Here is a 14261-nt window from a genome sequence, read left to right on the forward strand (position 1 = left end):
CAAAGGCGACCTCTGTTAAGGTGAGCACTAAGCAGTGTTGATAATCAATCAGGCGCGGACTTTTGGAGTTTTAGTCACGACGCTTCGCCGAGACGGTAGCTCGGGTGGGTTGAAGGGTAAAAAAGCACCAGGTGATGCCCACCCTTACCTGGTGCTTTTTTGTTGGTAAAAATTATTTACTCTTCTATAATATGTCGGCATTTTTCGCAAATACCTTCTAGCTCAAAATGATGTTTTGTGACTATAAAATTATACTTTTTGCCAATGTAGTCTACGAGTTTTTCGAGTTCTTTCGGTTGTATGGGCTCGGCATTTTGGCAATTGATACAGTATAAGTGGTGATGATGTGGTATGAATGGCTCGGCTAATTCGTAATAGTTTTTCCAGCCAATGTATATTGTGTTAATTATTTTTAGTCTATCAAATATGATAAGGGTGCGATAAATACTAGTGCGGTTAATGTTTTTGTAGTTTTTTGCAATATCTCCGACGGTAAGAGGTATTTCTGAATTTTTTAGTATATCGAAAATCTGCTGGCGAGGCTTTGTCAGGCGAAAACCGTGCTGCTCGAATATTTCGCTTAGTGTCATAATGATAAGTATTTTACAACTTATTGCAACAAATATGCAATAACACTATATTCCCATTAGTTCGTATGGGTATTTAGGCTGGCTTATCTTAGTTATGTTCGGCTGAGTAATCACGTATTCAGCTTGGCCATTAATGACTTTCTGGGATAGCTTACCCTTGACTATCAGCCAGGTACCGTCTGGGTAATCTACTGAGAATCTCTTCTCGACGATGATTTTTACTGGAACACTATCAACAGCACAGCAACTTATGACATAGCGCGCAATGTAAAAGTAATCGTATCCGTAGTTTTTTAGTAGGTCATTTGAAACGAAGCCAGTGATAGTAATATCTTTATTATCGAAGTAAGAGGCTTGTTTGCAGGAATTTATGGCAGTTTTCCAGCGGTTTATTGAGATTGTGGAGCTATTTTCTGTTGGTTTTGGAATTTCGCAGCGACTCTCAGCTTCAATAATTGCAGGATTCTCTCTTTGGGCGAGGCTGCTTGGCGATAGCGTCTTTGGCGGTAGTGTATAGCCGATTGTTAGGATAATAATCGCCAAGTAGGAGCTGACCTTTACTCTCCTTAAATTAAAGACAGATCCGTTAAGGGACTGTCTGCTTTTAAATTGCAACATTATATCAATAAGAAAAAGTGCAATTCCAACTATACTGATTATAATGGCAAATTGATGATAACGTGGATGAGTGTAAAAACCCAGATGATCGCGGCTGGCTAATAGGAGGATATAGCCACAGACCAAAATCCCGCCCATCGACCTTAGTAAATTAGCGAACATATAAGTTAACTCCCACGCCCGCCATGAAAGACAGCGCGAATATTATTAGTACAATTGTTGCTATAAAGTGCCAACGGAAAGTAGTCTTCATAAGTATAATCATTTTTATGTCTACCATTGGTCCGGATAATAAGAATGACAAGATTGAGCCGGCAGTAAAACTACGTGCATAAGCTAAGGCAAAAAACGCGTCTATGCTTGAGCATATTGAAACAACAAAGCTGAGGATGATCATGGCGATAACTGACAGAAAAATGTCACCACCGACGGTGTTAATGATGAATCGTGGTACAAATACTTGGGTGGCTGCGGCGATGCTAGCACCTATGACTAGTATGGTAAATAACTGCCAGAACTCGTTGCGTGAGTTGTCAAATATTTTTAGAAAAGACGAATCGTTTTTATGAGCGTGGCAATACTCTTTAAAGTCTGGATTAAGTATAGAATCTTCTTTGAATAAACTAACAATGAAAGCTGTTATTTGGACGATAATCAGCGCAAAAATGACTCTCCACCAGACCATCTGCGGCTGAAAACTGAAGGCCGTCATAGTAGCGACGATGGTTATGGGGTTGAGGATTGGTGCGGCAAATAGAAAACTGATGACGTCAGCAGGTTTAAGGCCCTGCGCCATCAGGCTGCGTGCAACCGGCACATTGCCACATTCACAGACCGGCAAGGCTATTCCAAGCGTTGACAGCACAATTCGCCTGAGGAAGGTATTTTTTGGTAGTATCTTGAGCAGTTTGTCTGATGGTAAAAATTTTCTAATTAGTGCCGATACAATTATTCCCAGTAGCAGAAATGGTGTAGCTTCGACGATTACACTCAGTGTGAGCGTAAGAAAATCTTGAAGCGATGGCAGTAGTTTTGTAAACAAATCTACAAGTTCTCCATTAACTAACATAGTGCTAAATTTTGAACTGAGGTAATATATAGTAATCACAAAAATCCCAAAAACAATCCAGTTTATTAATTCCTGGTTGGCGTATAGTATTTTCTTTAAGCGGCCGTCTGATAGCTTGCGCACCATATATAAAATTATACCGCATGCTTATGTTATACTAAATCATTATGAAGCATCTTTTACATTCGCATCATCCGTTTCGGATTTTTTGGTTTTCAGTGCTATTAACCATGGCTTTAGGTGGTCTAATTTTTACGCAAATGGGGCTTAATGGCTTATGGCTATTTGCCATTTTAGTTATTTTGGAAGTAACTTTTAGTTTTGATAATGCAGTAATCAATAGTAAGGTTCTGGCGGGGATGGGTCAGGTTTGGCAGAAAATATTCTTGACAGTCGGTATTTTTGTAGCGGTGTTTGTTGTGCGATTTATATTGCCAATTGTTATTGTGATGATTGCGAGTGGCCACGGTTTTATGGAAGTGGTTGATTTGGCTCTTCATAAGCCAACAGAATATGGTCAGATTTTGCATGAAGCATCGCCGATGATTGACGCGTTTGGCGGGGCGTTTTTAATCATGATTGGACTTAGTTATTTTATTGATTACAACAAGCGTATTCACTGGATGCGGCATGTTGAACCGTGGATGGCTAAGGCTGGGCGATTTGAGAACTTTAAGGTTTGTATAATGCTCAGCGTGGCTGCTGTACTGTATTTTACAGTTGACGCTCCACATAAATCACTAGTGTTGATCTCGGCAGTGCTCGGAATTATGCTTCATATTGGGCTAGAGTTGTTTGGCTCATTCTTTCATGAAGATAGCGCAAAATCTATCAAAATTAAGACTGGTTGGGCGGCGTTTGCTAGCCTGCTGTATTTGGAGGTGTTGGATGCCAGCTTTAGTTTTGATGGCGTAATTGGCGCATTTGCTATCACTAATAGTGTGTTATTAATTGTGGCCGGCCTGGGTGCTGGGGCAATTTGGGTACGGTCATTGACTGTTTATCTGTTGCGAACTGGCGCTCTCAGTAAATATAAGTATCTGGAAAATGGTGCACACTGGGCGATTATGGCGTTGGGTATGATGATGATCGCTAAGCTGTTTCAGCTGGAATTGCCGGAATGGGCGACGGGAGGACTGGGGTTGTTGTTTGTGAGCCTGGCGGTTGGTAGCAGTATATTAGAGATGCGATCAATTAATCTGCAGGAGGCGGCGATGACTAAACTTCATCAAGCCGAGCAGAAAATAAAAAATGGCGCATCAAAAATTGTACCTAAAAAACGGTAGTAAGTATTATAATTTGTCGCTAAAGCTTGACGCTAAATGACTCAATTGTTCCATCAAGAAACTTATTTATTAGCTTAATTGACTCTGGAAAAATCCAGCTATGAAGGATTTTTTGTTCGTCAGAATTAAATTTGCTTAAAACAAAGTCAACGCTACCGATTTGTTTTCGCAGTAAACTGTCGGTGCCGATACGAATATGCCAAAAGTCAGAACCAATGTGAGCATGAAGCGATTTCAAACCGTTGCTGCCAGCGTCGCGGCCGCCTTTACGGACGCGGATTTTACCAAAATCAAGGTCAGTGTCATCATGAATAATTAGTAAATCATCCAGTGTCAGTTTATAAAAATCCATGATCGCTCGCGCGGCAATGCCGACCTCGTTATAATATGTGTTTGGTTTAACTAGTAGTATCTTTTCTCCAGAAAGATTCAGCTCGGCAATGTCGGCGGCAAATTTTGGCTTATTTATGAAATTTACATTTAGCTCAGCAGCAAATTTATCAATAGTCAAAAAGCCAGCATTATGTCTGGTATTGGTATATTTATCGCCAGGATTGCCCAGTGCTAGAATAACTTTCATAGACCTAGTATATCACCTGAGGCTAATAGCGTATAATAAGCATATGGCAAAGCGCGACAATGATTTGGAGTTTAGTGTTAATGCGGCGTTTGACGAAGCGCGGGCGGTTGTTGACAAAGTGCCGCTATATTTGGTCAATGGATCTTTGGGTGCTGGAAAAACCAGCGTCCTTGAATTCTTATTGCAACAAAGTGACTATAAAGGCTCACGGGTAATTGAAAATGAGTATGCTAATGAAAATATCGACGGCTATCGGCTGGAGGGATTGGCGGAGATGGTGACGACGTTGGCTGGCGATTGCGTCTGCTGCTCGTCGAAACACGCATTGACGCGGATGCTGCTGGATTTTTGCCGCAATTCCCCGGCGCCAGTGTTTATCGAAGCGACGGGTGTGGCGCGAACGATGAGCTTAGTTGAGAAACTGATAAATGCACAAATCTTCAATAAGTATGAGCTGATGCAGAGTTTTTACGTAATTGACGCTTACGAGATTTTACACGGGATTGAGCCGGCGCACGAGGTTGAATTACAGGCGGCGGACGTGATTTTGGTGACCAAGGAGGATTTACTAAATAACAATGAACGAGCTGAATACGGCATAAAACTCTCCGCCCTGCCCTACGCCAAGGTGCTGAGCGCGCCGCACGGTCGGTTTGACCTAAGTAAATTAACCACGCCGTCGGGGCTGCTAGCGTTTTTTGACACGTATGACGGCGAGCTGGTCGTGCCGGACAATCCGACGTATGCGGTGCTGGATATTTCTGGTATGAAAATTGCTGCGGCGACTCTGGAAAAAATTTGGCCGGAACTTTTTGACACTTATAAACTTAGGCGGATGAAAGGCTGTTTTATTGACGATAATGGTGTGCGACATCATTTGGAGGCAACGAAAAATCAGATTCAAATAGCTAATTCTGCGGCGGAAGAGCCAGCAAAAATTGTGCTAATTGGTGAACGTGCGGACGAAATTACGCGTGAAGTTTTGTCTGCGCAATTGATGATGTTTGAATAAAAGTTCGCTTTCGTCGTTTCCGACTCATCAGCATAGACACGCATCTATGGAGCAAACACGACAAGTGAGAGAATCTGACGGAGAGTCTACAGACTCGCCATGTTTGCGATGTTATTGCCTGCTACTCCTGGTTGTTGGAGAAGTAGACGACAATGCAAGGGTCGGTGGTAGCTACCCACGGGTTGGATTCTGTGTAGCTGAATTCAACGTCACGAACCTTCTCCTCAAGGCTTTGGAGCTCTTTAAGGAGCTCCTTGCGGCACTCAGAATTGTTTGCGACTGCTGAGGTGATTAGAAGGTCATGGTCATAGATACAGATCTCGTCTGGAAGCTTACCTTTCATAAGGTATTCATTGATTGCGGCTTTCCTGACTTCCTCGCAGAACTCAGAGATCCCCTCCTCGAAGAAGCGGGAGACCTCATTTTTTCTGAGTTCCTCCATCCTCTTCTCTGTTTCCTTGAGGTTGGCAGCCCTCTTTGCCTGGACCTCGGGGGTAATGAATGTAGGCATTGCAGTACTCTCTCCCCATCTGGGCGAACGCCCGTGTTGGAAACACTGATCAACGCCCGGATGGCATAGATCGAAGATGAGGTTTCGGGATACTTCTTAAAATATCGCAAAATCTCACCTTCGTCTTATAGGTTCTCTTCACTTGTCAAAGTACGCTTTCGGACAAGGAATAAATCTCAACTTGTCAACAAAAGCTGTATTCATTTATATCACTAATAGGATAAAATGTCAATAGATTTTGTCAAGAATAAAGTATCATGTGTGTTTTTCAGCGTTTTTGGCCTGCTTGTAAGCTTTGGTGACTGGTGCCAAACCGCGCACAACGCGTTCGCGGTTGGCTTTTAATTGCTTTTCATCGCGGAAAGATAGTTTAATTGGCGTTCCCGCAAAATTGAAAGCTTCACGCAAAGTTCGCTCCAAATAGCGTTTATAGCTCCAGTGGACAAATTTCAGATTACTGCCATATATAACAAACCACGGCGGAGCAACGTCAGTCTGGACAATGTAGCGCAGCTTCGGGTGTGAATTTTTCAGACCAGCTGGCGGATGTGCGGCGATGGCTTTCTGTAAAATGTCGTTTAAGGCACGAGTTTTACATTCTTGGCGACGACGCTTATAGATATCAAGCGCTAGGTCGAATAACTTGGCGACATTCTGTCCAGTGACAGAAGAGGTAAATATTAACGGTGCGTACGGCGTGAACTTGAAGTTATAGCTGATTTGTGGGGCAATTTCATCATGAGTATAGGCGTCTTTGTCCTCAACGGAATCCCACTTGCTGACAACCAGAACAAGCCCCTTGCCCGCTTCGTCGATGATGCCAGCCAGCCGTTGATCTAATTGAACGTTCAATTCGTTAACATCCATCAAGAGAAAACAGACGTCGGCTTCGTTGATGGCCTGCATGGTGCGCAGGACCGAGAACTTTTCGATACCGGTCTCTTGCTTGCCCTGGCGGCGAATGCCAGCGGTGTCGAGTAGCTCGATGGTCTGGCCGTGGTAGCGGACTTGGACGCGGTTGACGTCGCGGGTGGTGCCAGCGACGTTGGCGACGATGGCTTGCTGCTTGCCTGCCAAGGTGTTGAACAGGTTGCTTTTGCCGACATTTGGCCGGCCGATGAGGGCAACGCGAATAATGTCGTCAGGCGCAGTTTCAGTGGCTGGCGGAATGAGATCGGCGATGTTGTCGAGCAGCTCGGAGATGCCGATGTTATGCTCGGTGGAAGTTTTGATGATGGTTTTAATGCCAAGTCGTTTGAATTCGTCAACGTGAAGAGATTCTTTCAGATCAGCTTTATTGGCGATTAAAATGACGGGCTTGCCGCTCTTTAAGGCTTTTTTGGCGAGTTGGCGGTCGGCGTCTGATGGATAGACGGTGGAGTCGACCATGACGAGAATGACGTCGGCAGCGGCAGAAGCATCGGCGATTTGGTCTTGGATGGTGGCTTCGAATTCGTCTTCGGCGGGTTTGAGGCCGGCGGTGTCGATGAGCCAGAATTCGGCGGTTGCACTCGCGCCACGCTCCTTCGCTGGAGTACTCTTTTCGCTCAAATCTCCACTGGAGATTTGTTGCGAGCGTTCGGCTGAAACGCCCGCTTCTCGCGAACATTTCACGGCCTCCAGCGTAGGAGGTGTCGCGTCTGCCGCATTCTCATTAGGAGATGACGCGTGGCGTTTATATGAGACCTTACCAACAACGTTGTCGCGGGTGGTGCCGGCCTCACGGGCGACTATAGCTGTGCGAGAGCGTGTTAAACGGTTAAACATCGAGCTTTTGCCGACGTTGGCTTGACCAATAATAGCGACAGTTGGTAATTTTGACATGATTATAGATTATAACAGTTTTAGGGTGTTTTGGCGAGGAGGCGGTTGTTGGTGGCTATTAGTTGTGTAATATCTTAGACTTAATATCTTTGAGGCGATGATTAAGCCAGCGGCTGCATGAGCTCTCTATTTTCAAATAGTCAAATATATAGTTTGAGCTGTCGTGCTTAAACTTCCTCATCGACAGATCCCCCATTTCAGCATTATTGACGGCTTGGGTATTGTTTGGAAAGTCAGCAATATATATGGCTAAGGATTGTCTGTGTATGAGTATATAGTAGTGATTTTCAGAATTATGTATACAGTAGTAGTCTTGTTTTACTGTGGGTAATGTTTCTAGATTAAGTTTTTCTGCAATATTTTCTAAACCTACTATTACCCTACCATAATCAGAGACCTGTTCATTTATTATTTCAGGAAGAGATTTATTTTTGCTTCCTGAACACAATTCTAAAATACTCTCGCGCCTTTCTTTTATGGAGTCAATTTCTGGCGTTAATGTTTGTAGGTCCAACCAAGCTTCTGCGGCCTGTCCGTGGCTTATGTCTGTCTCTTTCCGCGGTGATTCTGGTGATTTCATGATAAGTTATTCTTTTTATAAATTTAAATACAGAAGATATTCTACAATGTTTTTTATCAAATGTAAATAGGCTAGTTGGAGATTTGTTCTTCCTTCCACTCACCCCTCCTAAGTTCTCCGAGGGAATATTTCCCAAAATCCGTACGATGGAGTTTCTTGACGGTGTAGCCTAGTACGTCAAACGTACGGCGGATTTGACGATTGCGCCCTTCGCTCATCTGAACTATCCAGCGGTAGTCATCGCCATCATGCTGTCTTTCGAGGGTTAATTGACTGGGTCCGTCTGGTAGCTGCACGCCAAAATCATTAATCATCTGCCGATGGAGAGGCTGCAGCGGCTTGTCAATTGTAACTAAGTAGCGCTTAATCTTATAGAAAGACGGGTGTGTCATGCTATGCGCAAAATCACCGTCATTGGTGAGTAGAATTAGGCCAGAGCTGTCTTTGTCCAAGCGACCGACGGGTTTGAGGTGATGGAGGTGTTTTGGCAAGAGCTTGTAAATTGTTGGCACGCCGCCCTGGGAGGCACGTGAGCAGAGATAGCCTGTGGGTTTATGCAGAACGATCAGCTTCTTTGGCTGAATTTCTAAAGTTTGACTATTGTAGGTAATCTGATTTGTGCTAGAAATCTGCTGTCCTAATCTGGCTGGCTGCCCGTCAACTATGATCTTCCCTTTCTCGATTAGTTCGTCAGCCTTACGGCGAGAAACACCCAAACTTAGCGCCACAAATTTATTAAGGCGCCAAGAGTTTTGGTCGTTGTGAGAGTCTGTCATTGCTCTGGAGTTATTGATGGAGGTTGTGGTAGTTGTGAGGCTTCTGGCGTTTGCACGGGAGCGGTCTGTGGTTGGGCTACTTCTGCGCCAACCTGAGGCTCAACAGGTGTCTGGGCGACCTGGGGTGGCGTGACTGGGTTTGCCGGCTGGGCTATTGATGCTGGATTAGCGTCTAATTCCCTAGCCATGAGCTGAGAGATATCAACAGAATTTTGCGAACTGTCAGCGGGTAGCGGTTGGATAATGCGGTCACCTAGTCCAGATGGGCGCGGCACCGACGAAGAGAAAGGCGCTGTAGGTTGCGGTAATGTTGTTGGCTGTGCTGGCGGTGTCGGCATAGCTACTGGTGTTGGCTGCTGAACTGGTTGCGGTGCTTGAGCTTGTGACTGATAGGTTTGCTGTGTTTGTTGTGCAAACTGATTTGCTGTAGGTAATGTTGGTGTGATAGTTGGAGCGGTCTGTGGTTGTGGAGACAATGAAGACACGTCGGGTCTAGTTATTGGTTGTGGTGCTGGAGCTTGTGGCTCTGGCGTATGTGCAGGAGCTGGCTGTGAAACTGGTACGGGATTTGTTCCGACACCAGGCAAATCGCCTAAAGCCTCATGGACTGCCCTGACAACATCTTCAATGCCCACTTGAGATTTAACCAAATATCGATCAGCTCCAAGCTGTTCGCCACGCTTTCGCTGGTCCTCTGAAGATAGGGCTGTCATGATGATTACTTTTACGTCTTTTGTTTCTGTCGTTGAGCGCAGAATGTCTAGCATATCAAAGCCGGAAATCTTTGGCATCATCACGTCACTTAAGATCAATTGCGGACGTTCTTTGATTGCCATGGCCAGAGCTTCTTCGCCGTCGCCCGCCGAAACGATATCGTAGCCCTCCGCCAAAAGCCGCACGCCGTAAATCTCACGTAAGCTTTTGTCGTCCTCGACCAATAAAATTTTTGTCATATACCTATACTATACTGGAGTTTTGACAAAAAATCTATAGTACTTATGGCTATTATTCGCGACCAGGAACTGATAGCTGCTGCCGGTTTCTCTTTATCTCTTCTTCAATTTCAGCCAGGGTTGGCTCGGTAGAAGTTTTAGGTGCTTGTAGATTTGCCGTTTGAGGTTCTGGGCTGGGTGTAGCCGACACCTGAGCAGAAACTGCGCCGTTGGTAATATCTGGAGATTCAATAATAGATTCTTCCGGCCGATTTTCAGGCTTAATTTCAATATTTTCAGCGGTAGCGGGAGATGGGTCTGCTTGGTCTGAGGATTCTGCGTTTATGTTCTCCAAACGCTGAGTAGCTTCCGCGCTACTGACTCGTGGAATTTCTAGGTAAAATGTACTGCCCTCTTTATATTTACTCTCAACACGTAAGTTGCCTGACATTGTTTCAGCTAAGCGGCGGCTTAAGTACAGCCCCAAGCCGGTACCACCAATTTCGCGGGTGTCAGAATTGTCAACGCGATAAAATTTCTGGAATAAATGCGGAATGTCCTCGGCGGGAATGCCTATGCCGCTATCTTTAACGCTTATAGAGATTTGCTTATCGTCACCAGTTATATCTACGGTGACATCTCCAGATGGCGTGTATTTGATGGCGTTTTCTATAAGATTACTAGCAACCTCCCTAAAATGGTCAGGGTCAATATTAGCATAGAATATTGGCTGTAGCGATTTTTCTTTACCTTCGTCAATCGTGTCTGGAGCAAAGATATAATTTAGCTGCTTTTCGTTGGCTTTTGGCGCTAGTCCTTCAAAAATTTCTTTCAGGAATTCATTGATATTGATAATCTTTGGATTATTTTTCATTCGGCCGTCTTCTACTTTACTAATGTCAAGTAGGTCTTGAAATAGCCGACCCAGATGCTGCGCTGATTCGTGGGCTTTAGTGATGAAGTCGCGCGCTTTTTCGTCGATATTGGCAGTGGCTGGATTTAAGGCTAATCCCAAATACCCTTCAATGGAGGCAACTGGTGTGCGCATCTCGTGGCTGGCGGTAGAAATGAATTCAGCCTGCTCACGTTCTTCGGCCTTTTCTTTGGTAATGTCTCGGAATACCACAATAACCCCTTCTCCGTCTGTGCCAACCGGAGAGCTGACTACTGAAACAAGGATTCGTTTTTCGGAACTGGTTAATAGGAAGAATTTATCACTGTGGGCTGGCTGGTTTTTAGATAAAGATTGAGAGATTGGATTTTCAAGCTCGTCAACTTCCTTGCCATCTGAAGCAACCAGTTTCAGAACGCTTTTCCAATTCAGCCCAAGCGCGTCGCCTTGCTCCCAGCCGATAATTTGTTGAGCTGATGGGTTGATTAGTTCAATATTGCCGTCTTTAGAAATAGCCAGAACGCCGTCATTGATAGCATTGATAACTACATCAGATTTACCTTCAACGGCAGAGAGCTTATTCTCTAGGTTAGACACACTATTATCACTCTGCTGGCGGCGACCCCAGAGAATAAGACTAAATATTAGAGGCAGGAATCCAAAAAATATATGTCCAATGATAAACTGCGTATTTATGCCACTCTGGGTGACGAAGGCGATGATTTGCAAGACTACCAGAAGCGCCATTATGCCTAGAATAGCTATACCAAAGAATCCAGCGAAAATTGCCACAATGATCCACATCGCTAAAAATGGCGAGACGACGCCACCACTAGTAATGATGGTGACGGCGCTTACGGCGACGGTTAATAAATATACAAAAATACCGACACTGGTTTCGTGTTTTTTAGGCAGCCAGAAACATAGAATAAGCATAATTAAGCTACCGATTGCTGCTACTCCAGCCGCTTTGTCAGAGACGGATAGGCCTATCGGCAGTTGATAGCCTGTAGGAATAAACCTTGCCCATGCGTATAACAGAATAATCGTAAAACAACTTAATAGTGCTACTTCACACAACCGCCTTAACCAAAATCTGGAAATTGTGTGAGGCTTACAGCAAATCCCGCCCTTTTTCATACCTTTTATTATGGCGAATTTTCAGGAAAATCTCAAGAGTTATGTGGTATAGTAATTGCATGAATAATGATTTGGATCGGAATCAAAATGATAATCTCACAAATAATGAATCGCCCACCCTGCCTAATGCTGGAAATGTAAAAGATCAACAAACTTCTATGGAATCCTCAACAGCCACGGGTCCTTCGTTTGATAAGAGTATGGATAAGAATAAAGCATTTAAGTATGCAGTATTTTATGTGATTATTTCTGTTATTGCGATATTTGCGGGGATTTATATTTTTGGGCAAGGGTTAAGTAATCGTGGTGATAATTTTGGGAATTATAGCGTTTTCTTAGCTACTGAATTTTTGGTCATTGGCGTTATATATAGCTCTCTGCTTTTGGCTGGATCTATGATCATACAATATAAAAAAGGGCGCTACCATTTCATCGACCGGGCGGTGAAGAATAGTCCCAAGGCTGCTTTTTATGCTGCAATAGCTGTAGTGATATTCTTAACGTTGCTCTGGGGGTCTGATAGACCTATGACAATATTCACACTCCTTCTCTCTCCTGTCGCCGCTTTTGCTTCCGCTCTGGAGATTATTAATGAAGAGTCGGTGCGACGATATGCCATTAATATGTCGATTACTGATGGAAAAATAGAGAAAAAACACGCCCTTTTATATACCATAATTTACATAATTCTCTGTCTTCTTGTGCCGGTGTTTTTTGCTATTGTTGTATTTGATAGTCGTGATGTACTATATGCTGGTGCTGGATTAGCGTCGCTCGTTGAGGTCATATTTCCTATTGCGGCTATGATTATAGGGATGCTTATCTGTATTTCGATTTATTGGTATCAATCTGGGCGGTATTGGATTGCGAATTATCTAGTGAAAAACGGCAAATTAGTTAACTCATTTTTTACCGCTATAATTTTTTACACGATTATGTCTTTCTTGAGCCCGTCAGCTGATATGGAAGATAAATATTCAATAATATGGCTTCCTATATCTTTGATGTTCTTGTTTTTTAAATTTATTGCCTTAATCAGCCCGCTGGTGGCGCTAGCGTATGTCTCTTGGATTACAGCGTCGTGTTATATAGGAGGTCGTCGCATAAAGTCTATTGAAGAGAACGTAGAAAAACGTCATTTAGATTATGCGGAGCATTACGAGAATCAACCACTTTCATATAAGTGGATCAAGCCTATGATCATTACCATTATTGCGATTATCGTCTTGCTTGCAATACTGATTCCGTTATTAATTGCGATAGGATAATAATTTGAAAATATAATAGTCAGGAGAATAATTCTATGAATAATGATCAATATAATAACCGAAACAATAATCCCGACGTAAGCAATGCACCAAACTATGGCAATACGGAGAAAAAGAGAGCCTTCAACCGTGTTGTACTCTTTTCTATAATATTTACTATCATTATACTATTGGGGGTTTACGTGTCAGTGCGAGGATTAGGGCAGTATGACAGATACGTCCTTTTCTTGACAGAAATCATTCTGACTACATCTATGGCTAGCTCTCTGTTACTGATTAGTTTTATGATTAGGTGGTATAGGGGTGGTGATTATCAAAATGTTAACAAAATGGTAAAGGATAGCCCAAGGGCGGTAATCTACTCTTCTGTGTTGTCGGTAATAGTTTTTATGGCACTTTGGTTATACGGTAAGTCTATACCAGTAGATGTCTTGGTGCTTTTTCCTGTAATCATCTTTTCTGTTGAGCTGTTGAGCTGTTCTTTGCCGACGCCTATGGATATAATTGACCTATTAGCAAATAGTTCGTTTCCGCGCGAGGAGGATATGGATGAGTGGCAGCGTGTTGATGTACGTCCTACTAAAGATATGAAGAATAAGGCTCTTAGGCGAACTGCGGTCTTTGTGATAATTTGTCTCATCTCGGTGGGTTCCACTAGTACCTTATTGGGTATACTTAAGTCGTTTGCTGGTCCTTTGGGCTATATATTAGAAGCATTAGGATTGTATATATTAATGCTTGCTTGCATTTCAATCTATTGGTATAAAACTGGACGATATTGGATTACTGATAAAGTTTCAAAAGTCTTGACTGCCATTGGACGTGCGACGGTCATATTTTATGTATTAGTCGTTTTCTTACGATTCGGGCTATTTTTCCCCATTGCCAATAAAGACGTATTCATCGTAAAGGTCTTGTCGACTATTGATATGATCAATTTTAATTTCTCTCCTATTGTTATTTTTCTGGTCGTTTTAATATATAGCTCTTGGGCTATGCTGTCTTATCATAAAAAAGTCGACGTCTAACATAGAGAAAAAGTAGACAAACCCTCCCTTTCTATGGTATAATCCATGGAGTTACGGCCCTATCGTCTAGCGGTTAGGACACCAGGTTCTCATCCTGGCAACCCGGGTTCGATTCCCGGTGGGGTCACCAAAAATATTTTGGCGGAGCTTTTTCC

General features: G+C 43.4%; 14 protein-coding genes and 1 tRNA gene. 5 read left to right on the forward strand and 10 right to left on the reverse strand.

All coding sequences use genetic code 11. The annotated features are described in order from the left end of the window. Positions 1-176 precede the first annotated feature (176 nt). Genes TM7x_RS01245 through TM7x_RS01255 form a run of 3 tightly spaced genes read right to left on the reverse strand, consistent with a single transcriptional unit; the run spans position 177 to position 2403 of the window. The gene (locus tag TM7x_RS01245) at positions 177-590 is read right to left on the reverse strand and encodes a Fur family transcriptional regulator (RefSeq protein ID WP_052198799.1); all 414 of its coding nucleotides are present in this window, start codon (positions 588-590) and stop codon (positions 177-179) included. A gap of 45 nt (positions 591-635) precedes the next feature. Next, positions 636-1370 carry a TIGR03943 family putative permease subunit gene (locus TM7x_RS01250; protein ID WP_082001327.1) on the reverse strand — a complete coding sequence of 245 codons (735 nt, stop codon included), beginning with the start codon at positions 1368-1370 and terminating at the stop codon, positions 636-638. After that, on the reverse strand, positions 1360-2403 hold the full coding sequence (locus TM7x_RS01255) for a permease (protein ID WP_052198800.1): 1044 nt from the start codon (positions 2401-2403) through the stop codon (positions 1360-1362). Before TM7x_RS01255 ends, TM7x_RS01250 begins: the two co-directional genes overlap by 11 nt. A 41-nt stretch (positions 2404-2444) precedes the next feature. On the opposite strand from TM7x_RS01255, the gene TM7x_RS01260 reads away from it, so the two are divergent. Next, on the forward strand, positions 2445-3563 hold the full coding sequence (locus tag TM7x_RS01260; RefSeq protein ID WP_082001328.1) for a DUF475 domain-containing protein: 1119 nt from the start codon (positions 2445-2447) through the stop codon (positions 3561-3563). A 19-nt stretch (positions 3564-3582) separates the two neighbouring features. Here the strand turns inward: TM7x_RS01260 and pth are convergent, their stop codons facing one another. After that, complete coding sequence (pth, locus tag TM7x_RS01265) at positions 3583-4143, reverse strand: aminoacyl-tRNA hydrolase (RefSeq protein ID WP_039327143.1); 561 nt, start codon at positions 4141-4143, stop codon at positions 3583-3585. A 43-nt stretch (positions 4144-4186) separates the two neighbouring features. Here pth and TM7x_RS01270 point away from each other — a divergent pair, with 43 nt between their 5' ends. Further along, entirely contained in the window at positions 4187-5155 is a 969-nt protein-coding gene (locus TM7x_RS01270) for a GTP-binding protein (protein ID WP_039327146.1), read from the forward strand. 121 nt (positions 5156-5276) lie between these two features. Here the strand turns inward: TM7x_RS01270 and TM7x_RS01275 are convergent, their stop codons facing one another. From TM7x_RS01275 to TM7x_RS01300, 6 genes are all read right to left on the reverse strand, one after another. Next, on the reverse strand, positions 5277-5666 hold the full coding sequence (locus tag TM7x_RS01275) for a hypothetical protein (RefSeq protein ID WP_039327148.1): 390 nt from the start codon (positions 5664-5666) through the stop codon (positions 5277-5279). 255 nt (positions 5667-5921) lie between these two features. Further along, positions 5922-7490, reverse strand: a complete 1569-nt coding sequence (gene der / locus TM7x_RS01280; RefSeq protein ID WP_082001330.1) for a ribosome biogenesis GTPase Der — start codon at positions 7488-7490, stop codon at positions 5922-5924. A 58-nt stretch (positions 7491-7548) separates the two neighbouring features. Continuing rightward, a complete protein-coding gene (locus tag TM7x_RS01285) occupies positions 7549-8070 on the reverse strand; it encodes a hypothetical protein (protein ID WP_039327150.1) in 522 nt (173 codons plus the stop codon). A gap of 71 nt (positions 8071-8141) precedes the next feature. After that, positions 8142-8846 carry a pseudouridine synthase gene (locus TM7x_RS01290; protein WP_039327152.1) on the reverse strand — a complete coding sequence of 235 codons (705 nt, stop codon included), beginning with the start codon at positions 8844-8846 and terminating at the stop codon, positions 8142-8144. Then, positions 8843-9799: a response regulator transcription factor gene (locus tag TM7x_RS03775; protein WP_052198801.1), complete on the reverse strand. Its 957-nt coding sequence runs from the start codon at positions 9797-9799 to the stop codon at positions 8843-8845. The genes TM7x_RS01290 and TM7x_RS03775 overlap by 4 nt, the downstream gene beginning before the upstream one ends. A 52-nt stretch (positions 9800-9851) precedes the next feature. Continuing rightward, a complete protein-coding gene (locus tag TM7x_RS01300; protein ID WP_039327155.1) occupies positions 9852-11810 on the reverse strand; it encodes an ATP-binding protein in 1959 nt (652 codons plus the stop codon). A gap of 59 nt (positions 11811-11869) precedes the next feature. Here TM7x_RS01300 and TM7x_RS01305 point away from each other — a divergent pair, with 59 nt between their 5' ends. The 3 genes from TM7x_RS01305 (at position 11870) to TM7x_RS01315 (ending at position 14236) form a co-directional block, all read left to right on the forward strand. Further along, complete coding sequence (locus TM7x_RS01305; protein ID WP_039327157.1) at positions 11870-13078, forward strand: hypothetical protein; 1209 nt, start codon at positions 11870-11872, stop codon at positions 13076-13078. A gap of 35 nt (positions 13079-13113) precedes the next feature. Further along, positions 13114-14106 carry a hypothetical protein gene (locus TM7x_RS01310; protein ID WP_039327160.1) on the forward strand — a complete coding sequence of 331 codons (993 nt, stop codon included), beginning with the start codon at positions 13114-13116 and terminating at the stop codon, positions 14104-14106. A gap of 55 nt (positions 14107-14161) precedes the next feature. Next, a tRNA-Glu gene (locus TM7x_RS01315) sits at positions 14162-14236 on the forward strand. Positions 14237-14261: the final 25 nt, after the last annotated feature.

It is taken from the genome of Candidatus Nanosynbacter lyticus (genome assembly GCF_000803625.1).
GTDB classification, from domain to species: Bacteria; Patescibacteriota; Saccharimonadia; order Saccharimonadales; family Saccharimonadaceae; genus Nanosynbacter; species Nanosynbacter lyticus.